The sequence below is a fragment of the Rickettsiella endosymbiont of Xylota segnis genome, from assembly GCF_964019545.1.
In the GTDB taxonomy this organism is placed as follows: Bacteria; Pseudomonadota; Gammaproteobacteria; order Diplorickettsiales; family Diplorickettsiaceae; genus Aquirickettsiella.
Window position 1 is genome coordinate 469,681 of record NZ_OZ026451.1, and the last position, 22,985, is coordinate 492,665.

20 protein-coding genes, 2 tRNA genes and 1 other RNA gene are annotated in these 22,985 nt (G+C 37.8%); 14 read left to right on the plus strand and 9 right to left on the minus strand.

What is annotated here, in order from left to right; genetic code table 11:
• The first annotated feature begins 82 nt into the window (after positions 1-82).
• Positions 83-1,396 carry an MFS transporter gene (locus AACL18_RS02180; protein ID WP_339051103.1) on the plus strand — a complete coding sequence of 438 codons (1,314 nt, stop codon included), beginning with the start codon at positions 83-85 and terminating at the stop codon, positions 1,394-1,396.
• On the opposite strand, the gene AACL18_RS02185 is transcribed toward AACL18_RS02180, so the two are convergent.
• On the minus strand, positions 1,379-2,572 hold the full coding sequence (locus AACL18_RS02185; protein ID WP_339051104.1) for a pyridoxal phosphate-dependent aminotransferase: 1,194 nt from the start codon (positions 2,570-2,572) through the stop codon (positions 1,379-1,381). The genes AACL18_RS02180 and AACL18_RS02185 overlap by 18 nt on opposite strands.
• Before the next feature lie 166 nt (positions 2,573-2,738).
• On the opposite strand from AACL18_RS02185, the gene uvrB reads away from it, so the two are divergent.
• From uvrB to AACL18_RS02230, 9 genes are all read left to right on the plus strand, one after another.
• Complete coding sequence (gene uvrB / locus AACL18_RS02190; RefSeq protein ID WP_339051105.1) at positions 2,739-4,748, plus strand: excinuclease ABC subunit UvrB; 2,010 nt, start codon at positions 2,739-2,741, stop codon at positions 4,746-4,748.
• A 71-nt stretch (positions 4,749-4,819) separates the two neighbouring features.
• A tRNA-Val gene (locus AACL18_RS02195) sits at positions 4,820-4,894 on the plus strand.
• A 21-nt stretch (positions 4,895-4,915) separates the two neighbouring features.
• Positions 4,916-6,844: a threonine--tRNA ligase gene (thrS, locus tag AACL18_RS02200; RefSeq protein WP_339051106.1), complete on the plus strand. Its 1,929-nt coding sequence runs from the start codon at positions 4,916-4,918 to the stop codon at positions 6,842-6,844.
• Positions 6,845-6,864: 20 nt separating this feature from the next.
• Positions 6,865-7,428: a translation initiation factor IF-3 gene (gene infC, locus AACL18_RS02205; protein ID WP_339051583.1), complete on the plus strand. Its 564-nt coding sequence runs from the start codon at positions 6,865-6,867 to the stop codon at positions 7,426-7,428.
• Positions 7,429-7,593: 165 nt separating this feature from the next.
• Complete coding sequence (gene rpmI / locus AACL18_RS02210; RefSeq protein WP_339051108.1) at positions 7,594-7,788, plus strand: 50S ribosomal protein L35; 195 nt, start codon at positions 7,594-7,596, stop codon at positions 7,786-7,788.
• 35 nt (positions 7,789-7,823) lie between these two features.
• Positions 7,824-8,180: a 50S ribosomal protein L20 gene (gene rplT / locus AACL18_RS02215; RefSeq protein ID WP_339051110.1), complete on the plus strand. Its 357-nt coding sequence runs from the start codon at positions 7,824-7,826 to the stop codon at positions 8,178-8,180.
• A gap of 181 nt (positions 8,181-8,361) precedes the next feature.
• Positions 8,362-8,571: a hypothetical protein gene (locus AACL18_RS02220; protein ID WP_339051112.1), complete on the plus strand. Its 210-nt coding sequence runs from the start codon at positions 8,362-8,364 to the stop codon at positions 8,569-8,571.
• Positions 8,572-8,621: 50 nt separating this feature from the next.
• The gene (locus tag AACL18_RS02225; RefSeq protein ID WP_339051113.1) at positions 8,622-9,224 is read left to right on the plus strand and encodes a hypothetical protein; all 603 of its coding nucleotides are present in this window, start codon (positions 8,622-8,624) and stop codon (positions 9,222-9,224) included.
• 257 nt (positions 9,225-9,481) lie between these two features.
• The gene (locus tag AACL18_RS02230) at positions 9,482-10,168 is read left to right on the plus strand and encodes a hypothetical protein (protein ID WP_339051115.1); all 687 of its coding nucleotides are present in this window, start codon (positions 9,482-9,484) and stop codon (positions 10,166-10,168) included.
• A gap of 12 nt (positions 10,169-10,180) precedes the next feature.
• Here AACL18_RS02230 and recR read toward each other — a convergent pair whose 3' ends face one another.
• From recR to AACL18_RS02255, 5 genes are all read right to left on the minus strand, one after another.
• Positions 10,181-10,777, minus strand: a complete 597-nt coding sequence (recR, locus tag AACL18_RS02235; RefSeq protein ID WP_339051116.1) for a recombination mediator RecR — start codon at positions 10,775-10,777, stop codon at positions 10,181-10,183.
• 33 nt (positions 10,778-10,810) lie between these two features.
• Entirely contained in the window at positions 10,811-11,152 is a 342-nt protein-coding gene (locus tag AACL18_RS02240; RefSeq protein WP_339051117.1) for a YbaB/EbfC family nucleoid-associated protein, read from the minus strand.
• Positions 11,153-11,202: 50 nt separating this feature from the next.
• The gene (gene dnaX / locus AACL18_RS02245; RefSeq protein WP_339051118.1) at positions 11,203-12,768 is read right to left on the minus strand and encodes a DNA polymerase III subunit gamma/tau; all 1,566 of its coding nucleotides are present in this window, start codon (positions 12,766-12,768) and stop codon (positions 11,203-11,205) included.
• Positions 12,769-12,957: 189 nt separating this feature from the next.
• Positions 12,958-13,054, minus strand: an RNA gene (gene ffs / locus AACL18_RS02250) — signal recognition particle sRNA small type.
• Positions 13,055-13,064: 10 nt separating this feature from the next.
• Positions 13,065-13,154, minus strand: a tRNA-Ser gene (locus tag AACL18_RS02255).
• A gap of 153 nt (positions 13,155-13,307) precedes the next feature.
• Between AACL18_RS02255 and AACL18_RS02260 the strand changes: the two genes are divergently transcribed.
• Both AACL18_RS02260 and AACL18_RS02265 read left to right on the plus strand, forming a co-directional pair.
• Positions 13,308-14,894: a peptide chain release factor 3 gene (locus tag AACL18_RS02260; protein WP_339051119.1), complete on the plus strand. Its 1,587-nt coding sequence runs from the start codon at positions 13,308-13,310 to the stop codon at positions 14,892-14,894.
• A 173-nt stretch (positions 14,895-15,067) separates the two neighbouring features.
• Positions 15,068-16,300, plus strand: a complete 1,233-nt coding sequence (locus AACL18_RS02265) for a response regulator (protein WP_339051121.1) — start codon at positions 15,068-15,070, stop codon at positions 16,298-16,300.
• On the opposite strand, the gene minC is transcribed toward AACL18_RS02265, so the two are convergent.
• Positions 16,297-17,013 carry a septum site-determining protein MinC gene (minC, locus tag AACL18_RS02270; protein ID WP_339051123.1) on the minus strand — a complete coding sequence of 239 codons (717 nt, stop codon included), beginning with the start codon at positions 17,011-17,013 and terminating at the stop codon, positions 16,297-16,299. The two genes, AACL18_RS02265 and minC, sit on opposite strands and share 4 nt — an antisense overlap.
• 98 nt (positions 17,014-17,111) lie before the next feature.
• Here minC and AACL18_RS02275 point away from each other — a divergent pair, with 98 nt between their 5' ends.
• Positions 17,112-18,773 (plus strand): AMP-binding protein, encoded by a 1,662-nt coding sequence (locus tag AACL18_RS02275; protein ID WP_339051124.1) that lies wholly within the window; start codon positions 17,112-17,114, stop codon positions 18,771-18,773.
• A gap of 138 nt (positions 18,774-18,911) precedes the next feature.
• Positions 18,912-20,531: a hypothetical protein gene (locus AACL18_RS02280; RefSeq protein WP_339051126.1), complete on the plus strand. Its 1,620-nt coding sequence runs from the start codon at positions 18,912-18,914 to the stop codon at positions 20,529-20,531.
• Positions 20,532-20,591: 60 nt separating this feature from the next.
• On the opposite strand, the gene AACL18_RS02285 is transcribed toward AACL18_RS02280, so the two are convergent.
• Complete coding sequence (locus tag AACL18_RS02285; RefSeq protein WP_339051128.1) at positions 20,592-22,004, minus strand: ATP-binding protein; 1,413 nt, start codon at positions 22,002-22,004, stop codon at positions 20,592-20,594.
• The gene (locus AACL18_RS02290; protein ID WP_339051129.1) at positions 22,004-22,675 is read right to left on the minus strand and encodes a response regulator transcription factor; all 672 of its coding nucleotides are present in this window, start codon (positions 22,673-22,675) and stop codon (positions 22,004-22,006) included. The genes AACL18_RS02285 and AACL18_RS02290 overlap by 1 nt, the downstream gene beginning before the upstream one ends.
• Positions 22,676-22,985 lie beyond the last annotated feature (310 nt).

Here is a 22,985-nt window from a genome sequence, read left to right on the forward strand (position 1 = left end):
GGTGGCTTGCTTAAGAATTAACCTTTAATTTTCAATTCGCAGGCCAATCCTCGTTTATATTTTTCTGAGGGGGTATGATTTTATGCCGAGAAAACGTATTGACCTTTTTCCCTGGTTAGTATGTGGCTTAGGGGCTTTTTTTTACTGTTATGAATATTTTTTGCGAATCTTGCCGAGTGTGATGACGGAAGATTTACTAAAAATGTTCAATATCAGTGGTGTAGCATTTGGAAATTTAGTTGCTTTCTACTACTACGCTTACACGCCTATGCAATTACCCGTAGGCATGATGATGGATAGGTTTGGTCCTCGAAAGCTATTAGCTTTTGCATGTTTAGTTTGTGCTATAGGTACTTATTTATTTGCTCATCATTATCTGGCCACTGCGCAAGTGGGTCGTTTCTTAGTGGGATTTGGTTCTGCATTTGCTTTTGTAGGCGTATTAAAGTTGGCTGCAATATGGTTTCCGCCTTCACGCTTTGCATTTATTGCCGGCATGGCGACTTCTCTGGGAATGATAGGTGCAATGACGGGTGATATTATTTTATCTAAACTCGTATTTTCTCTAGGATCTAATGTAACACTCTATATTGCTGCAACCGTAGGCATATTACTTACGGTATGTTTATGGTATATCATCCCCGAAAGCAATGGCATGAAAAGCACAGAGAAATCTGCTAAACCAGCGCTTACCTATAAAGCTTTCTTTCAAGCAGTGTTGAAATTATGTAAAAATCCTCAAATGTGGTTGGTAGGGGCCATAGGAAGCCTTTTATATTTATCGCTATCTGCATTTGCTGAAGTTTGGGGAATTCCTTACTTGATTCGAACCTATGGTTTATCTAACTCAACCGCAGCGCTTAATATTTCATTTATTTTTTTAGGTTGGGCTATCGGTTGTCCTTTAGTAGGTTGGATCTCAGATAAAATAGGAAATCGACGTCGTCCCATTATTATTGGTGCTTTATTAGGCGCGGTATCATTTACTTTACTCATTTATTTTCCCTTTATGGTTCATCATTATTTGGGACTTTTATTACTTATTTTTGGTCTTTGTAGTTCTGCACAAGTTGTTATTTTTCCTATTGCTCGAGAACTTAATGTTCCAGGTTTAGCGGGTACTGCTATTGCAGTGACTAACTTGTTAGTTATGTCTGGAGGTGCTTTATTCCAACCCTTAGTAGGAAAAATTTTAGATGTGTTCACAGGTACGCATGTTAGAGGTAATTTAATGGCTTTCTCGATAGAAAGTTTTCAACATGCGTTGACAATTATTCCTGTTGCATTTGTTATTGCTGCCATATTGGCCGTCTTTGTCAAAGAAACACGGGGTGTTGTGGTTGATGCACCATTAGATGTAGTGGATAATGCTAGACCTTTAAGTCAGATGCATTAATGCAGTTTTTAATTGGACTAATGCTTTTTCTAGGCTGGCATTATCAAGTGCAAAAGAAAGACGTAAATAACCCGGTGCGCCAAAAGCTGAACCAGGAACAGTAGCGAGGTTCGCACTGTTGAGCAAGTAATTAGCTAATTCATGATCAGAAGCAAACTTTTTATCGTTTCCAATAAAGTTGTGAAACGAAGGAAAGCAATAAAAGGCTCCTTGTGCGAATAAACAATGTACTCCAGGAATTTGATTAAGCCCTTCTGAAAAAAATGTATGGCGTTGATGATAAATCTTATTCATAGCCTGCACGCAATCTTGATTACCGGTTAAAGCAGCGATAGCTGCAAATTGGGCAATAGAATTAGGATTAGAGGTACTTTGTGATTGTATATTGGACATGGCGAGCATGACTTCTTTAGGTCCAGCCGCATAACCAATTCGCCAGCCAGTCATCGCATAAGCCTTTGAACAACCATTTAAGACTAATGTTCTATCATATAATTCCGGACATACATTGAGAATATTTTTGAAGGGTGCATTATCCCAGTAAATATGCTCATAAATGTCATCAGTAAGTATAAATACGGATGGGTGACGTAATAAAACTTTAGCCAGTGCATTGAGTTCTGCATGCGTGTAGACCATGCCAGTAGGGTTAGAAGGACTATTAATTATAAAAAGCCGAGTTTTTTCATTAATCGCTGCTTCCAATTGCTCGGGTGTAATTTTTAAGCAAGACTCAATAGAACTGGAGATAAAAACCGGCTTTGCCTCTGCGAGTAATGCCATATCTGGGTAGGAAACCCAATAGGGTGCCGGGATAATAACTTCGTCACCTGGATTTAATAAAGATTGCATCAAATTATAAATAGATTGTTTAGCTCCACTCGAAACAATCACTTGATCCAATGAGTAATTTAGTTGGTTTTGCAATCTAAATTTATCAACCACCGCTTGTTTTAAACGCATGATACCGTCGACAGCAGTGTATTTCGTGTATCCCTCATCTAAAGCTAAGCGAGCCGCTTGTTTTATATGTTCAGGCGTATCAAAATCAGGTTCACCTACGGTTAGATTAATGATAGGTTTACCGCTGGCTTTAAGTCGATTGGCTGCTGCAGACAGACTTAAAGTAGGTGAAGGGTTAATTTGAGAAACGCGATGTGAGAGATTTATATGCATAGATTACGTCTACTTAAGCTAAACTGGTGCTAATAGGGTCTTTATTATCGGTGAGAGCTTAATAATAAAGCAAGCCTGTTTCTGGAAATAATGGCTTACTCCTCATTGCGAGCGCGAAGCACGCGGCATCTAGGAAATTACTTACAACAATTGGATTTTTGGCTATATGTCTAAACCTTTTGAATTAACTTCAAACTTTAAACCCGCAGGCGATCAACCCATTGCGATCAAAGAGTTGATTCATGGATTGGAAGCGGGCTTAGCCTACCAAACATTGTTGGGTGTAACCGGTTCGGGTAAGACGTTTAGTATTGCGCATGTCATGCAAAAAATTCAGCGCCCGGTTCTGATTTTGGCGCCTAATAAAACCTTGGCAGCGCAGTTGTATGGTGAGATGCGGAGTTTTTTTCCGCATAATGCAGTGGAATATTTTGTTTCTTATTATGATTATTATCAACCTGAGGCCTATGTTCCAACGACAGATACTTTTATTGAAAAGGATGCGGCGGTTAATGAACATATCGAACAAATGCGTTTATCGGCTACTAAATCATTGTTAGAACGTCGAGATGTTGTGATTGTCGCCACGGTATCTGCTATTTATGGTTTAGGTGATCCTAATACTTACATCGATATGATGTTACATATGCGCCGAGGCGATCAAATCGATCAACGTTTTATTTTAAGACGTTTGACTGAGCTACAATATAGTCGTAACGACATGGATTTTCGTCGTGCTACTTACCGTGTGCGTGGTGATGTGATTGATGTTTATCCGGCGGAGTCAGCAGAAGAAGCGGTACGTATTGAATTACTGGATGACACGATAGAGCATCTTGGTTATTTTGATCCGTTAACTGGTGAATTACTTAGACGAGTACCGCGTTTAACTATTTATCCAAAAACTCATTATGTAACTCCGCGAGATAAAATTTTAAACGCCGTTGAATCAATTAAAATTGAACTAAAAGAACGTTTGGCACAACTACATGCGGCTAATAAATTAGTAGAATTTCAACGTTTAGAGCAGCGTACGCGTTTTGATATCGAGATGCTTTTAGAGTTAGGATATTGTAATGGAATAGAAAATTATTCCCGATATTTATCCGGTCGCGCTGCAGGTCAACCGCCGCCTACTTTAATGGATTATTTGCCGAAAGATGCATTGTTGGTGATTGATGAATCTCACGTTACGGTTCCACAATTGGGTGCGATGTATAAAGGTGATCGTTCCCGAAAAGAAACTTTAGTCGAGTATGGTTTTCGTTTGCCTTCTGCTTTAGATAATAGGCCCTTACAGTTCCAAGAGTTTTCTGATTTAGCCTTTCAAACTATTTATGTTTCTGCAACGCCGAGTATTTATGAAATTGAACACTCGGGTGCAGTGGTAGAGCAAGTTATCAGGCCCACAGGTTTAGTTGATCCCTTGCTTGAAGTAAGACCTGTTGCGACACAAGTTGATGATTTGCTTTCTGAGATTAATCGTTGTGTTGCAAAAAACGAACGTGTTTTAGTTACAACCTTAACAAAACGTTTATCTGAAGACTTAACAGAATACCTTGCCGAACATGGGGTGAAAGTACGTTATCTGCATTCAGATATTGATACGGTCGAGCGAGTCGAAATTATTCGTGATTTGCGCTTAGGTAAATTTGATGTTTTGGTTGGAATTAATTTGCTGCGCGAAGGGCTGGATATGCCAGAGGTTGCACTTGTTGCAATCCTGGATGCGGATAAAGAAGGATTTTTACGTTCTGAACGTTCTTTAATTCAAACGATAGGTCGCGCAGCCCGACACATCGACGGTCGAGCAATTCTATATGCGGATAAAATAACTGGCTCGATGCAAAAAGCGATAGCTGAAACCGAGAGACGTCGTACTAAGCAGCTAGCTTTTAATAAAAAACATCACATTACTCCTAAAGGAATCGCAAAAGCAGTGCATGATATTCTTGAGGGCGCGCGATCCGATGTTTCAACGAATAAACAACATTTGTTAAAAGTAGCTGAAGAGCAAGCTTATTATGCGGCTTTATCTCCAGAAGAACTTGCCAAAAAAATTAAGCAATTAGAACGCGAAATGTTTAATTATGCAAAAAACTTGCAGTTTGAAGAAGCAGCTGAAGTGCGCGACCAATTAAAAAAACTTAAAGAAAAAATAATGGGAATTGATTAAGCAGTTGCGTCTCTAAATCAAGAGTGTTATTTTCTTCCTCCATTAATTTTGATTAAATCTTTGTAACCTGTAGGCACGTAGCTCAGTGGTAGAGCACCACCTTGACATGGTGGTGGTCGGTGGTTCGATCCCACTCGTGCCTACCAAACTATTTTTGGATAAGAGCAATGCCTATTATTACCTTATTAGACGGAACACAGCGTACTGTTGCTAATGGGGATACAATTTATCAAATAGCTGAACAAATCGGGCCTAGTTTCGCAAAATCTGCTATAGCTGCAGAAGTAGATGGGCAACTTGTTGATTTATCTTATTCCATTAGAAAAAATATTAATTTAAAAATACTTACTTCGTCTGATCCTGAATCACTAGTGATTGTTCGACATTCGACAGCCCACCTACTCGCCTATGCGGTTAAACAATTATTTCCAACTGTGCAGATAGTTATTGGACCTGCTATAGAAAATGGATTTTATCATGATTTCGCTTTATCACACACTTTTACACCGGATGATTTGGTCAAGATAGAACAGCGAATGCATGAGTTGGTTAAACTGGATTTACCTATACAACGATCTACGGTGTCTAGAGAAGAAGCTATCAAGTTATTCCGTGATTTAGGAGAAGAATATAAAGCAGAGATGATTAATGCAATTCCAGAAAAAGAGGTATTGTCACTATATCGAGAAGGAGATTTTCTTGATCTGTGTCGTGGACCTCATGTACCCAGTACGGGTAAGCTTAAAGTCTTTAAATTAACGCATGTTGCAGGTGCTTATTGGCGCGGTGATGCCAAAAATGAAATGCTGCAACGTATCTATGGTACTGCTTGGTTAAAAGAAAGTGATTTAAAAGATTACTTATATCGCTTAGAAGAAGCTGAAAAGCGTGATCATCGCAAATTGGCAAAACAATTAGATTTATTTCATATCCAAGAAGAAGCGCCAGGTATGGTGTTTTGGCATCCTCGTGGCTGGATTGTATATCAAATTATCGAACAATACATTCGTGCACGTTTGCAAGTAGTAGGCTATCAAGAAATACGTACACCACAATTACTTGCGCGCCAACTTTGGGAAAAATCAGGTCATTGGGATAAATTTTTTAAAGAAATGTTTACCACAGCTACGGAAAATACCGAATTTGCAATTAAGCCGATGAACTGTCCGGGACATATCCAAATTTTTAATCAAGGTATAAAAAGTTACCGCGATCTTCCTCTGCGTTTTGCGGAATTTGGTTCTTGTCATCGTAATGAGCCTTCGGGTGCATTACATGGTTTAATGCGCGTACGTGGCTTTGTACAAGACGATGCACATATATTCTGCACAGAAGATCAGATTCAAGCGGAAGTAGCGGCTTTTATTGATTTGCTTTATAGCGTCTATGCCGATTTTGGCTTTAATGAAGTTATTCTTAAATTAGCCACACGCCCAGAAGCACGTGTCGGTTCAGATGAAAGCTGGGATAAAGCTGAAAAAGCTTTGGCGCAAGCCTTAGATGCCCGCGAAGGGGTAACATGGACTTATTCACCCGGTGAAGGGGCTTTCTATGGTCCAAAAATCGAGTTTTCTTTAAAAGATTGTTTAGGTCGTATTTGGCAATGCGGCACCATTCAAGTTGATTTTTCTATGCCGGAACGATTAGGTGCTGAATATGTAAACGAGCAAGGTGAGCGTAAAACGCCGGTTATGTTGCATAGAGCTATTTTAGGCTCTATAGAGCGTTTTATAGGTATACTCATTGAGCATTATGCGGGTCATTTCCCTTTATGGTTAGCTCCTATACAAGTGGTTATCATGACTATCACCGATAAACAACACGATTATGCCAGTAAAATAGCTCAGGAATTAGAGCGTTTAGGGCTAAGAATCAAGTTGGACTTGAGAAATGAGAAGATCAGCTTTAAGATTCGCGAACATAGTTTGCAGAAGGTTCCTTATCAACTCGTGATAGGAGCTAAGGAAGTCGATACAAAACAAGTCACCATACGTAGACAAACAGGGGATGATTTGGGTAGTATGTCGGTCCATACGTTTTATCAGATGATTCAGCAGGCTATTGTGCCGCAAAGTCGAATCGATACGGAGAAATAGTTATTAGTACCGAAAAAGTTATTCAGCATCGACCAGGAGGGGCAGGGCAGCCTAGGTCAGGGGCCAACAATGCAAAGAAGGTTAGGATTAATGGCGAGATTCGCGCTCCCCAAGTCAGGTTAATAGGCCCTGAGCGTGAGCAGTTAGGCGTGGTTTCTTTAGATAAGGCATTACGAGAGGCTGAAGAGGCTGGTCTTGACTTAGTAGAAATTGTACCGACAGCTGTTCCTCCCGTTTGTCGGATTATGAATCTTGGAAAATATGTATTTGAATTGAATAAGCAAAAATCAGCACAAAAGAAAAAGCAAAAGCGCATTCAATTGAAAGAAATTAAGTTTCGACCCGTAACGGAAGAGGGAGATTATCAGGTCAAGCTACGCAACCTGATACGTTTCCTGCAACAGGGCGATAAAGCTAAAATTACGGTACGATTTCGGGGTCGTGAAATCGCCCATTTGCACTTAGGCGCTAAGCTTATCGAACGTTTAGAAAAGGATTTGGTTGCTTATGCCGTGATCGATGATAAACCTAAAATGGAAGGTCGGCAGATGGTGTTAGTGGTTAGCCCAAAAAAAACTAAGTAGCTCAACGATACTCATACCAATGGGATTTTTGACAAGGCGCCGCGATAATGAAGCAACCGGAGGGTATTCATATACAAGAGGATTGCGAATTGAGCGGCAACACAGACAAAAATTCAAGTGCGAAGAGTATAAATATAATTAAGTAATGCGGAGTAAAACTCTATTATGCCAAAGTTAAAAAGTCACCGAGGCGCTGCAAAGCGTTTTAAGCCCACAGCGAACGGTTATAAATGTGCGCAATCACACCATAACCATATCCTTACTAAGAAAGATACTAAGCGCAAGCGTAACTTGCGTCATACAAATTTAGTTAACCCCAGTGACGTACGTGCTGTCGAACGTATGTTACAAGGTTCATAGAAAACAACGAAAGATAATTCAAGAGGTTAAAGACGATGCCAAGAGTGAAACGTGGGGTAACTGCAAGAGCCCGACATAAAAAAATCCTAAAAGCAGCTAAGGGTTATAAGGGCGCGCGTAGTCGCGTCATTAGAGCAGCGAAGCAGGCAGTTACAAAAGCAGGTCAGTACGCTTATCGTGATAGAAAGCAAAAGAAGCGTGACTTTCGTGCACTGTGGATAGTACGTATTAATGCCGGAGTACGTGAACATGGTATGATTTATAGCCGTTTTATTGCGGGTCTTAGCAAAGCAGAAATCGTCGTTGATCGTAAAATTTTAGCGGATTTAGCTATTACCGATAAAGCTACTTTTGCGCAGCTCGTAGAAAAAGCTAAACAAGCTTTAGCTTAATTGTCTATTTATTCTCACTTTGTTTTTTATTAGTGAATAAATTAAAGAATAAAGTGAGGATCTTTCATAATAAATTTTTCTAGTATTGATATTTTTATTAATTTAAATTTTTATTTTATCCTAGCAGTTTTTTTGTTAGTATAAACATTTTAAATATTAAATAAGGATATTGATCTTTAGCATGGACAACAACAATAACGGATTACTTCAAAAAGATTATGAATATCCTTTTGTATTAGCTTATTCCAATCACCATGATGTTTTAATCTCTTATGGTCCAGAAGATGGCATTTTATGGCGTGGCCAAGAAATAATTGATTCTCAAAATCTTTCAAAAATTAGCTTGCTGGCTCATTTAAATAAAGTTTTTCATTTTGGATTTACTCGATAGCGGAACAAAGTATTTTAGCTGAATTACCTTATATAAAATCTCTTGATCCGATGTTTATTTGCGCATCAAGTTCCGATCCTCTTGGTATAGAAAATGAAGAAATTTCAGCGGGAGAGTATGGCTATGTTTTTATGATTGATTCCACTGAGGAGAATAAGATACAGAGTGTTCCTTTGTGCGAAGATAATATATCTAACCCGAATTTTAGTAAGGGTTATTTAGGTGAAATTACTGAAGGGCCGGATTATGCGATTATATCTAAGTTCAATGTAAAGCATATATTAGGTGCTATTCCATCCCTTTCCGTCGTTAAACTCTTAGGGGTTAATGAAAAAAGTTTTATTAAAAATCCTAAATATAGGGGATCTTTTTCCGATGAGGATATAAAAAAAATTACTGAAGTAGAAGAGGAAGATTTGTTGTGTCTTGTAAAACATGAAGATGGGAGTTTTGGTTTACAAACAGCACTTGAGAATATAAAAAAAATTACTGAAGTAGAAGAGGAAGATTTGTTGCGTCTTGTAAAACATGAAGACAGAAGCTTTGGTTTACAAGCAGAGCTAGGTAATAAACAGACTAATCTATCGTTTTTTCAAACTCCTCGAAATGTTAGTTTTTTTTATAAAACGTGTAGCCTAGATTATTCAAAATAGTCACAGAATATATAGGCCCTCTTCCTGACACATATGCATACGTACAGTCAAAAAGTTTTGTTGATAGAGTAGGGTTGCTGCCAACTTAGCCTTCCCCATCTTAAGTATTTTCACTTAATTAGCCACGTTTAAATAAAGTGAGGATACAACTTTAAAATTTTATTTTTCAAATTAAAATAACTATTTTAATCTTTTTAATTTTTAATTGATTCTGTTAATATATTTATGTGTTTTAAACTTTATTAAGGATAATAATTATGCCAAAAAAAGATTTTATATGGCGCGGTGAAGAAATCATTGTTAGAAAAGATAGTTTTGTAAATACCTTAGCGGATGGTCTTAATGAAGTTTTTAAAAATGGATTTAGGCAAACTGATTTGGATACAGAAATTTTAAGTAAAGTATTTAAACCCTTACCTGCAACTTATATTACCGCATCCAGCACAAAATGTAGCGACGGTGACTTTATTGGTCGAGATAACGAGTTTGTTTCAGCCGGAACTTATGGATATATTTATTTAGTAGAAGCAAAAAATATAACTACTATAGATGTACCAAAAGAAAAGGGATCTTATGCTATTGTGTCCAAGATAGATCCTAGTCTTATCGTTGGTGCCATGCCTTCTGTATTTGTTGCATTTGCTTTAAATATACCCGAGCAGAGTTTTATTACTAATCCCGCTTATGAAAAAGTTTTTAATTGTGGAAAAATAAAACAGATTATTGGAGAAGAATTTTCATTAATAGTACCAGAACGTCTTCCTATAAATCCCAGCTATCTAAGTGAAGTTTATCAGCGCTACTTACAAGCAGACGAGCTCGGTAATCGACAAGCTAGTAGTTTAGGCACTGCATCTTCTAGTCGTAAAAGCGTTAGTTTTTTTCAAAACAGGCCTGACACAGAAGTTGGACTTCCGGAAACACAAGCGTCACCACATCCTTAGTGAGGCTATAGATTAAACAGTTACGCGTGCAAACAATGAACGAGCTAGCGTATGATTATCAATAAACTCTAGCTCGCTACCTAATGGGACACCATGCGCGATGCGACTGATCTTAATCCCTTTTTGTTTAATCAACTCAGTGAGGTAGTGCGCGGTCGCTTCGCCTTCTACGGTGGGATTAGTCGCTAAAATAATTTCTTGCGGTGGCTGCGTATTAATACGGTGAACAAAATGCTTTATACCTAACTCTTCAGGTCCTATGCCATCGAGTGGTGACAAGCGGCCCATTAGAACAAAATAATAACCACGATAGCTGGCCGTTTGCTCGATAGCGAGTACATCAACCGGTGTTTCAACCACACAGAGTAGACTAGTATCTCGATTTGGGCTTGAACATAATGTACAAATAGGTGTTTCGCTTAAGCTTCGACATTGCTCGCAATTTCCAACTTCTTGAATCGCTTGCTCAATAATTTTTGCTAACGCTGAACCATCCGCGCGTGCTCTTTCTAGTAAATGAAAGACCATGCGCTGCGCAGATTTAGGTCCTACTCCTGGCAAGCAACAAAATTGTGCGATCATTTGTGTGATCAAAGGGCTAAATGCCATATCGATTTACACCTATTTTCTTTAGCGTACTAATTATTTAGTTGTCGTCGTTGCTATATCACTGCTAAATTTTGTTTGCATAAGACTGGTTAAGTCATTTAATTTTTGACGTGATGCTTGTTCAATTTCTTTTAGTGCGGCATTAAATGCGCCTACCAGCAATTCTTCGACAAATTCTTTCGGTTCCTTTAACGAAGCCGGATCTAGCCAAATGGACTTCACCGTATGTCGACCATCCATTTCAACTTTAACCATACCACCACCTGCTTCTCCGGTAACCACGATTTGTGCTAATTCGGCTTGAGCAGATTGCATCTTGGACTGCATGTCTTGGGCTTGTTTTAAAAGCGTGTCTAGGTCAACTTTCATATTCATCTTATTTTCCTCTTTGTAGGTTCACTTTATTGGTAAATATACAGAGATATTCAATCTTCATCCAGAAGCTGAATAGACTCAGGCTGTAGTTTAGCATCAAATGTTTGCATAAGCGCTTGAATAGTAGGATCTTCTTGTAATGCGGCTGCCGTTTGCTCTAAACGCTGTGATTTGTACTGTTGTTCCAGACGTGCGGGAGTCGCTAAATCGGCAGCACCAAGAATAATCGCTAATGTGGTGGGTTGCTTGAAATAGTCTGAAAGCACTTGCGCTAACTTGGCTTCTTGTTTAACACTGCGAAGTGCGGCTTGTCTAGGGTCTAAGCATAAAGAAATGTGGTTGTCTTGATAAGACTGTAAAGCACACTGCTGGGCGAGGGCATAGGTTAAGCCCGTTAAGTTCAATTGTTTGATGAGTGTAGGCCAGTGCAAGTTCTTTTGTTGCTTTTGGTCTATTGCTTGCTCTATTTTGCGCGCAGCGTTGGGTTTTTTTTCTGTCACAATCGGTTGAATTGATTTTGTTAAGCGGTGCTCAGTCTGCTCAATCCCAGGTTTAAAAGCGAGCAGCCTAAGCAACATCATCTCAAAGCCTAGTCGAGGGGTGGGTGCCAGCGTTAGATCACGTTGACTTAATAAAACAATTTGGTAATAAAGTTGAATGTCTTCAGGTGAAAGTTTTTTGGCTAAATTAATAACAGCCTGGGGATAGTTAGTTTCGGTCTTAAACCGTTGACTCAGCGCCATATCATGTAAAAAAGTAATGAGCTCATCAATAACCCATGAAAAATCTACAGCGAGCTCGTTTAAGCTTTCGACTAGGGACCAAAGTTGCGTAGTATCTTCTAAAATCAATGCTTCAAGTAAACTAGTCACTTCGGTGTTAGCGACATGGCCGAGTAAGGTATTGATATCCTGTTTGGTAAGATTTTGATTGGTATAAGCTATTGCTTGATCCAATAAACTTAACGCGTCACGTAAACTACCTCGTGCCGCTTGCGCAAGTGGTGATAGTGCAGCGAGTTCATAAGGAATATTTTCATTTTTTAGTACGTTAGCGAGGTGGTCGCTGATTTGCGCAGCTGAAATAATTTTCAAATGAAACTGTAGACAGCGCGAAAGTATCGTGGCAGGTAAACGTTGCGGATCAGTCGTTGCTAATAAAAAAACGACATGGGGTGGAGGTTCTTCGAGAGTTTTTAATAAGGCATTAAAACTATGTGAAGAAAGCATATGCACTTCGTCAATAAGATATATTTTATAGCGGCCTTGGCTGGGGGCATAGTGAACATCAGCCAATAGATCACGTGTATCCTCTACTTTGGTGCGTGATGCAGCATCTACTTCAATGAGATCGGTAAAACGATTCGTATTAATCGCAAGGCATGTTGCACATTGATTACAAGGTTCAGGCGTGATCTTGGTTTGACAATTTAAACATTTAGCAAGTAAACGTGCTAAGGTTGTTTTCCCAACCCCGCGCGTGCCCGTAAAAAGGTAAGCATGATGAATTCGTTGTGTATTCAGTGCATTTTTTAGGATGCGGCAAGTAGATTCTTGACCAATTAGCTGATCGAATGATTGAGGCCGATATTTTCGCGCAAGGACTTGATAACTCATAAGAACCACCTTGATCCAATCATCAGATCTTTATAGACCACTTGCATAATCTGCGTGCTAGACTTGATTTCATCGTTAAACGCTAGTCTACGGTCCTCATTTACTCATGTAAACTCGGTCCTTGACTATCGGGTTTGCCTCGAACTCAAGCTCATCACTGGGGTTATGCAAGAGGTCTAATGGAGGCGGTTATAGCAGCCACACCTCGGCACCCACATTGACAACTACCGCTGCTTCCTTCCGGATCTGACGGGGTTCGCTGCTTTGTGTTGCGAAGGGACCGATATAACCACCATTGGCGGAGAGAGCGGGATTCGAACCCGCGGTAGGGATAAACCTACACACACTTTCCAGGCGTGCTCCTTAAGCCGCTCGGACACCTCTCCCAGAAAGTTGCCAGGTTAAACTAGAATACTTAATTTGGCAATTAGCATTATCAAGGAATTGGTGAATTAGATGAAAACAGTAACGCAATTTCGTATACAATAACATCCCCTTTAAAATAATGGTTATTTTTAATATTTAATTCATGGGTTCTTATGTCAGACGCATCGTATCCGGAAGAAATTTTATCTAGAAGAACATTTGCAATTATCTCTCATCCGGATGCGGGTAAGACGACATTGACAGAAAAACTTTTGTTGTGGGGAGGTGTCATACAACTTGCAGGAACGGTTAAAGCGCGTAAAGCCGCACACCATGCTACTTCCGATTGGATGGCTTTAGAAAAAGAACGAGGAATTTCTGTCACGACTTCAGTGATGCAATTTCCATATCAAGCGTGCATTTTTAATTTACTAGATACACCGGGCCATGCAGATTTCTCTGAAGATACCTACCGTACGTTAACGGCAGTTGACTCCGCGTTAATGGTAATTGATGCGGCTAAAGGTGTGGAACCGCGTACAAAAAAATTATTAGAAATTTGTCGTTTACGGAAGATCCCCATTTTGACTTTTATAAATAAAATGGATAGAGAAGCGCGTACGCCCATTGAGTTATTAGATGATATTGAATCGACTCTCGGGATTGCCTGTGCGCCGATCACTTGGCCTATAGGTATGGGAAAACAATTTAAGGGTATCTATCATACCTTAGAGGACAAAGTTTATTTTTATGCACCTTCAAGTAATTTAAAACGTAAAGAGAGTGAATGTTTTACAGGTCTTAGTCAACCTGAGGTAAAAGAACGAGTCGGCGTTTTATTTGATGAATTACAAGATGAATTGGCCCTGATTAGGGGAGCGAGTGCAGATTTTAATGAGCAAGATTATCTTGCAGGAAAGTTAACACCGGTTTTTTTTGGCTCAGCGATTAATAATTTTGGAGTACAAGAACTATTAGCTGCTTTTGTGAAATATGCACCCTGTCCACAGCCAAGACAAGCTGATGTTCGAGTTGTGTATCCACAAGAAACTAACTTCAGCGGGTTTATATTTAAAATTCAGGCGAATATGGATCCAGCGCATCGAGATCGCGTTGCCTTCTTGCGTTTATGTTCTGGAAAATACACACCGGGTATGAAAATATTTCATGTCCGCACACAGCGTGAGGTCACGGTACATAATGCACTGACTTTTATGGCAGGTGACAGAGTGAGAGCTGAAGAAGCATGGCCAGGCGATATTATTGGTTTACATAATCATGGCACGATACAGATAGGTGATAGTTTTACCATGGGTGAGACGTTAAAATTCACTGGCATTCCCTCGTTTTCACCTGAATTATTTCAACGAGTTCGTCTAAAAGATCCATTAAAATCTAAAGCATTATTAAAAGGATTAATGCAATTATCTGAAGAAGGAGCAATACAGATTTTTAAACCGTTGAACAGTAGCGAATTAATTTTAGGGGCAGTGGGTGTTTTGCAATTTGATGTGGTGGCTTACCGATTAAAACATGAATATAGAGTAGAGTGTGCCTATGAAACAGTTAATATCGTGGCGGCGCGTTGGGTAAGTGCGGACGATAATAAGCAATTAAAAGAATTTCAACATCGAGTATCTCTAAACTTAGCCCATGATGCTAAAGAAAATCTGATTTATTTGGCACCGAGTCAGGTTAATTTAAAACTAACTATGGAACGCTGGCCAGATATTCAGTTTTCACAATTGAAGGAGATTTAAACTTTTCTAAGATATTTTTCGCACTTAAGTTTTTGTCTGTGTTACCGCTCAATTCGCAATTCTTATATATAAATAATACATTCTGGTTGCTTCACAACACGGTTCCACTCCCAAAAAAACCAATTGTTGTGAATTTTGCCGCTTGAAGTACGCATGTCATAAAGGAAAAAAATATGAAAGAAGAAGCCTATCAGCATCTATTAGCAACGATTGTCAAAAATGCTAGACGTGCAGAAAATGCTAACCGTGCAAAGTCAGATTTTATTTCTAATTTAAGTTATGAATTGCGTACCACCTTAGCTAACATTATTGGCATTGCGCAATTGTTAACTATGGATTGTTTACTGCCTACGCAACAACGTTATGTAACGGATATCCTTGAAGCATGTGAAACTATTTTGCCTGTAATGAACCGTATGTTGAATCTTTCTGAGTTAGAAGCGCAACATATTGAATTGCAATCCTGCACTTTTAATTTGAAAAATTTGCTAGAAAAAGTGATTAGACAATTATCCTATCAGGCAGGGATGCGGGGTTTACAGTTAATTCTCGATTATCCGAAAGATATTCCACTAATCTGGATAGGCGATCCGAATTTGATTTACCATATCTTGTTTCATTTAAGCAGTCATGCCTTAATTAATACCGAACAAGGTATGGTTATTATACAAATTGTTAGCCTTATAAAAGAATCTGCTTCGCTGCACACCGAAATTATATGCAGTATTAAAGATACTGGAAAAGGGATGGATGAAGCTGAATTATTAGAATTAAATACTTGCTTTAACCAATTTAATCCTCAGAAAAACCGTCGTTATAGGACATTTAATTTAGGTTTAGCTATTATCTTAAGTTATCTGCGCGTATTAAAAGCGACGTTAAAAGTTGAAAGTACGCTTGGAAAAGGAAGCCATTATATTTGTCGCATTCCTTTGCATGAGCTTAAAGAAGAGCCGCGTGTTGAAACAAGAGGAACAGAAAAAAATAACTTGGCTATTTTTAATGATGTAACATTACGCATCCTGGTGGTAGAGGATAATAAAATTATTCAGTGTATTTATCGTTTGTTGTTGGAACGAAAAGAAATACTTTACGATATCGCGAGTAATGCTGAAATGGCTTTAAACTATTATATGCAAAATCACTACGATCTTATTCTTCTCGATATTGCTTTGCCGGATAGCGATGGGATCGCTATTGCACAGATAATTCGACAACAGGAAACAGATAAGGAACGTATTCCTATTATTGCATTAACGGCATACGGTCAACCAGCGGATCAACAGCAATTTCTTCAAGCCGGTATCGATGAGGTATTGGTTAAACCAATTAAGATAGAACAAATGGATTATCTACTGGAAAAATGGATACTACTTAAAAGTAGTGAATGTTTGGAGCTAACTTAAGCAAGTTGTTTTATTTGTAAACGTTCTTGATATAAAAAAATTTGTACACTGCCTTTATTTAGTGTTTGTTGTAAATCCTGCAAATCTTCACTTAACCAATAATGACCGGCAATCGCTACAAGCTCAGCTTCTAAATTTTGACAAAAAATATGTGCGTGCTGATTTCCAGAAACTCCTGCTAATGCTCGACCTTTTAATCGACCATAAATATGGATGTTGCCATCGGCTAATAATTCTGCTCCCGGGCTGACGGAAGCAATTACAATTAAATCACTATTTTTTGCATAGATCTGTTGGCCTGAGCGCACTGGCTGGGTAATTAGCTTAGAGTTAATAGCAGGCGTAGGTGCATTTGGCTTAGACAGGGTCTCGCTAGCTTCTGTTTTTATATTAGCGAGGATAGCAAGCCCTGATTGTATCGCAAATGTTTGTTGCTCAGCACTGCCACCGCGTATTCCAACAGGAATTAAACCGTAGCCACGTAAACAGCTAATAATAGCAGGAAAATCAATAGGTCCGCTTGCCGCAGGTAGAGAAAATAAATCCAAAATAATGGGTAATTGTTGGAAAAAACGAGGAGTTTGCTCAACTAAAGGTTTTAATTGTTGATGAACCAATTGTGCATCAGCGTTTAACAAATGAAAAGTTGTTAATGTGAATAGACTCGCCTTTAATTTAAAAGCTTCTTGTGATGTTCCCATCATACTGTGCATAAATAGTCCACCTGCTCACTATAAAATGTCGAAACAAAATAGGCATTATATACTAAAACTTAATAGGGAATGCTTGCCTTTAATTTTCTAGGTGGTGAATGATGGAAAAAATTTGGTTGAATCGTTACCAGCAACAAGTCCCTGCTGAGATTAATCCTGATATTTATCAAACACTCGATCGATTATTTACAGATGCTTGCAAAAAATTTTGTACGCTACCCGCATTAAGTTTTTTTCAACAAACGATTAGCTATGGACAATGGGCTGATTTAAGCCGTGACTTAGCTGCGTATTTACAGCAGCGATTAAAATTGAATAAAGGGACAAAAGTCGCGCTGATGTTACCGAATTGTCCACAATATATGATCTCGATTTTTGCAGTGCTGCAAGCAGGATTGGTTGTTACTAACGTAAATCCTTTTTATACCTTACCCGAATTTACTCAACAAATAGAGCATTCGCAGGCAGAAGTATTAATTATATTACGCAATTTTCTGCCCAATATAATCCATACATTAAAAAACACGCGTATAAAATATGTTATTACCACTCATTTAGGTGATATGCTCAGTTGGCCGCGGTCTTGGATAGTTAATGTTTCTGCTGATTGGTTGATAAAAAACCAAAAACAAAAAAATCCGGCTGTTCATCCGATCGATTTCTTAGCGGCCATTAAAATCGGTCAGAATTTAACCCTGTCAACGGTTGCAATCCAAAGAGAAGATCTTGCTTTTCTACAATATACTGGCGGTACGACGGGAGTTCCTAAGGGTGCGATGTTAACCCATCGAAACATGTTAGCAAATATAGAGCAGTTAACGGCGTGGGTTAGACCCATTTTGTGTGAAGGCCAAGAAACATTTATTACCGCATTACCGTTGTATCATATTTTTTCTTTGATGGTTAACGGTTTGATGTGTCTGCGATTAGGCGGTAAGAATTGTTTAATTCCCGATGCACGCAATATAAAACAATTGATTCAGGTACTTTCAAACACACCATTTAGTACATTGTTGGGCGTTAATGCTTTATTTAAAGCACTTCTGCGGCATAAAGCATTTATAAAATTAGATTTTACGAATTTAAAGATCGCTTTAGGAGGTGGTGCTCCAATTCAATCTTCGGTTAAAATTTACTGGAAACAAATAACCGGAAAGTTATTACTAGAAGGTTATGGTCTGACTGAAGCATCTCCTGTGGTCTGCGCTCCACCTTGGGATTTAGTGGTAGCCGGTGATCATGTCGGTTTGCCACTTCCTTCAACGAATATTCGTCTCTATGATGATAAAAAAAATGAAGTGGGAATAGGTAAAATAGGCGAATTATGCGTGAAAGGCCCTCAAGTCATACAACGTTATTGGATGCAAGCGGCAGATATAGAGTATGCATTAACCCCAGATGGATGGTTATTAACCGGTGATTTAGCACGTATTGATCATCAGGGATTTGTGTTTATCGTCGGGCGAAAAAAAGAACTGATTTTAGTTTCAGGTTTCAATGTCTATCCTGAAGAAGTTGAGCATGTTATTCAACAAAATCCAAAAGTTAAAGAGGTTGCCGTAATAGGAGTTCTGTCCGATAAAACCGGTGAAGCGATTAAAGCCTTTGTGGTGCGAGCAGATGAAAGTCTTACCACAGAAGAATTATTAAATTATTGTCGTGCTGCACTGACTGCTTATAAGTTACCGCATGAAATTATATTTTTGAAACATCTACCAAAATCCATGTTGGGAAAAATATTAAAAAAAGAATTACATTAAAGATTTTTTTACAAAATGGTATATCAAATTTTTAAATTATTATTTTAAATTTAATTGACAATTTTATTTAATAAAAGTAGCCTACAATTTATTAAAAAATAATACCCATATAAAAATAATAAAAAAAAAGAGGTATTTATGAGCTTGCAAGGTTTCGATAAATCATTAGTTAAATATAATAATAAATTAAAAGAAATTTCAATAGATTATATTGACTACAACGCATTGAATAGCGCGGTATTAATTTTTTTTGAAGAAATAAATGCATTAGATAAAAATTTTTTAGAATACTATTTTATAAATCTTACTAAAGAAAATGTTAAAAAAAATTTTGTTCATGAATATGCTTTTAGCTACTTTATTTTATTAACCATTAAAAATATCAGTCCCTCTGATTTTTTGGCTAGATTTTTTCCCGAGTTTGTTGAATTGGAGTCTGCGCCTCGATCAAACTGGTGGGTTGTTCGTTGGTTACAAATATTTATTGCTTGGATAATTAAGCCTAAGTCTAAATTAAGTAATTTCCCAGAAGCTAAAACAGTTTTAGATGCGTTGAGAGATATAAGACATCGGATACAAGAGATTAACAATAAGCTGCTAGATGTTAAGTTAGAAATGCAATATAAATCGCTGAATTTAATAGAAAAAAAAATTATTGAATCTAAAGCATCACCATTAATTTATATTTCTATAAATGAACAGCATGTGATTAGCGACTGGCTCATATCGTGCATACATACATTAAAAATTGCTCGTCATTGTAAGGAGTTTTTAGTGGAGTATTCAGAAGAGCATTTAGAGATAGATACGCTACTTAAATATTTGAAGTATAGGATTAAATTGCTCTTAGACTCAGAAGAAAAAACTAAGTTATTAAATGAATATATAAAAGTGCAGGATTTTGTTTTTAAAAAAGAATTTTCTTTATTTGAAAGCAAAGTTTGTGAAATAAAAAAATTTATAAAAAGAAAATCTGGCCAACAAAACACAGTTAAAATACAAGGGATATATCATTTACTGGAAGGAATTAAACTGCGCCTTAAAATCATATGTGAAGTTAATGATGAAGCAGCGTTGATGAATAATCATCAGAACCACTTGACGGATAATTTTAAACAATTGATGAATATAAGAATGGACAAAATAAGATTTTTCTATGAAGCTCATCGAAAAAATTTAGATATACAAATTGAATTTTGTTATGGAAATATTTCTAAAGTTTATGAAATTTTAAATAAATTAGAATCCATTCTTTATACCGATAAAAATTTGTTCTTCCATTCTAGTAGAGATTTTGCAAGTTTAGCTGCAAGCTTTAAGACGATGCTAAGCCTTATTAAAGAACTTGAAAATTGCGCAAAAGCAATGGATCCTAAACCGCTAGAAAATGACATGCATCAACTCAGTCAATTTATTTTAGCAGAAATTTTATTTCTGTATACTGCATTAGAAAAAGAATTTAAGGAAAATATTCCGCTTGCTGTTTATGACTCTAATGATTGCGATAGTGAATGGGATAATGAATCTGATATTTCTGTAACTTCCAATGTGGAACAATTAGAACCAGAAGAAAATTTAATTAGAGAGAGTATTTTTATAGCAGAACAGTTTGATAGTGGTGTTTCAAGTGAAGACGAATCAAATTCCGTTCAAACCACACGTTCCTATTTGTCACCTAAAAGCACGCTATTTAGGCAAAACCCATTTCGCCAAGAAAATAGTTCAGAAATGCCAGGGGTGCTTATCAACGGCTTTTAGCTAACTAAAAAGAAGCTTAAGGCATTGTTAACGACAGTGCTTTAAGTGAATTAATTACATTTATTTTGGAAAGCGAACTTCAACTTGGAGTCCGGTGCCTTCTTCAGGAGTATCTAATGCGATGGAACCTTTATGTAATTTTGCAATTTGTTCTACAATAGCAAGCCCTAAACCACTGCCTTGTGCATTAGTTCCTAAGACTCTGAAAAAGCGTTCAAATACACGCGCGCGTAATTTATCAGGAATACCCGAACCGTTATCTATTACTTGTAAGACAATGGAGTCAGACTTATTAAAAATATGTACCTTAATAATTCCTCCTATCGGGGTATAACGAATAGCATTATCGACTAGGTTGCGGATTAATACATGTAAGCCTGTGGTATTTCCTAACATCGTATAGTCTGATTCTTTTGCGATTAATTCAATTTCTATTTGCTTATGGATAGCTTGTGGTACTAATTGAGCAATGACTTCAGCTGCTATACGTGACAAATTTACTTGTGTAAAGTGCTCCGGCATGATGGTTTCTGGACTTAAGCGACACAACGTCAGTAATTGTTGGATGATATGTGAACAACGATCAACACTGGCTATGACTTGCTTTAAGTGCATATAGCATTCTTGTGGGTCGGTAGTTTTGAGGGCTACTTGTGCTTGGGTTTTTAAAGCAGCGAGAGGTGTATGTAATTCGTGAGCGGCATCCGCAGCAAAACGTTGCTCGCGTTCAAAAGCCTGTTGTAAACGTAAAAAAAGTTTATTCAACTCATCCACCAAAGGGCTTATTTCTACGGGCACTTCATTTAAATCAACGGGATCTAAGTGATCAGCAGCACGCTCAGTCATTTCTTTAGCAAAAAAACGGATACTTTTTAATCCGCTACCAATGATGAGCCAAATAAACATTCCTGATAAAGGATAAATAAAGAGTGTGAGGTAAGTATCACTGACTAACATGTCATGGATCATGGTGTGACGTGCTGCGTATTGTTCCGCTAAAACTAAAATAATTCCGCGGTGGCTATCGTAAATGGTAAAAGTACGCCATTTTTGGCCCTCGATAATTTTATCGCTGAGCCCTGGTTTGCTGATGAGTGGCGCTGTTGGTGTTTTTTCTGAACTTAATAATAACTTCCCATCGCCATCCCATAATTGAAATTTATAACGTAATTGCTTTTGAGTGATGTCAGTTATATTGAAATGAGAATTAAGAGCGGAGTTTTTTTTTGGAATATAATTGTGGATATTGAGTTGTGATTGAATAGCTCTAAGTGTTTCAGGTGTTAAGAAGCGTGGGTTATTAGTAACGGTTTTAAGGAGCGAGCCTGTTTCTACTAGTAAATTATCTAAACCCACATTAATAGCTTGGGTGTCTATATAATAGTTCCCAAAAGCAGTAATGATGATAGTAGCGATAACTGTACTTAATAGATTAAACAATAAAAAACGTCTAATCGAAAAAATAGTAAACATTAATTGTTTTCCTTCTCGGCCATATAACCCACACCACGTATTGTTCGAATAAAGTTGGTATCGACTAGTTTTTTTCGTAAGTTATGGACATGTACTTCTAATGTATTACTATCAATTTCATCACCCCAGCCATAGAGGCATTGATTAAGCGAGTCGCGCGAGACAACATGGCCAGCATTTTCTAACAATTTTTGCAGTAAACTAAATTCACGACGCGACAAACTAATAGCCAATCCTTTGAGTGTGACGGTAAATGAGCTGGGATCTAATTCGATATCGCGATACGTTAATAGAGGTGAAGCGCGATTGCTGGAGAAGCGTCGTTGTAAAGCCCGAATTCTGGCAGATAGTTCATCCAAGTCAAAAGGCTTAGTTAAGTAATCGTCAGCACCGCTATCTAAACCCTTTATTCTGTCTTCGATGGCATGGCGCGCTGTCAAGATGAGTACAGGCATAGTGATACCCGCTGCGCGCATCTCACGTAAAACACTTAATCCGGGTAGACCCGGTAAATTTAAATCAAGTAGGATGACATCAAATGTTTCTGTTTTGATGGAACTTAAGGCGGTTCGGCCATCAGTGAGCCAATCAACTGTATAGCCATACTGTTTTAGACCTTTGTGAATCCCATCACCTAGTGCTCCATCATCTTCGATTAATAGAATACGCATAGTTTGCCTCATTATTATTATTTTTATATTCAGCTCGCATTGGAATATGCGAAAATTTTTTATTATCGGGATCCCCGATTATTAACTAGCACACTTTGTGCAAAATAACTTGTTGAGAATAGTCAGTATCGTTAAAACCTCCATCGGAATCAGAAGCTATAATGCATTAGTATAGGAACAGTAAAATCAACGCTGATGCCATAGATTCATACAAATTTTGAGCCAATAAACGGTATAGCCTAATAAATTTCAATTATAGTTGCTAGTTTTTGTTGATAATTTATACATAAGGACAAGCTAAATGTATATT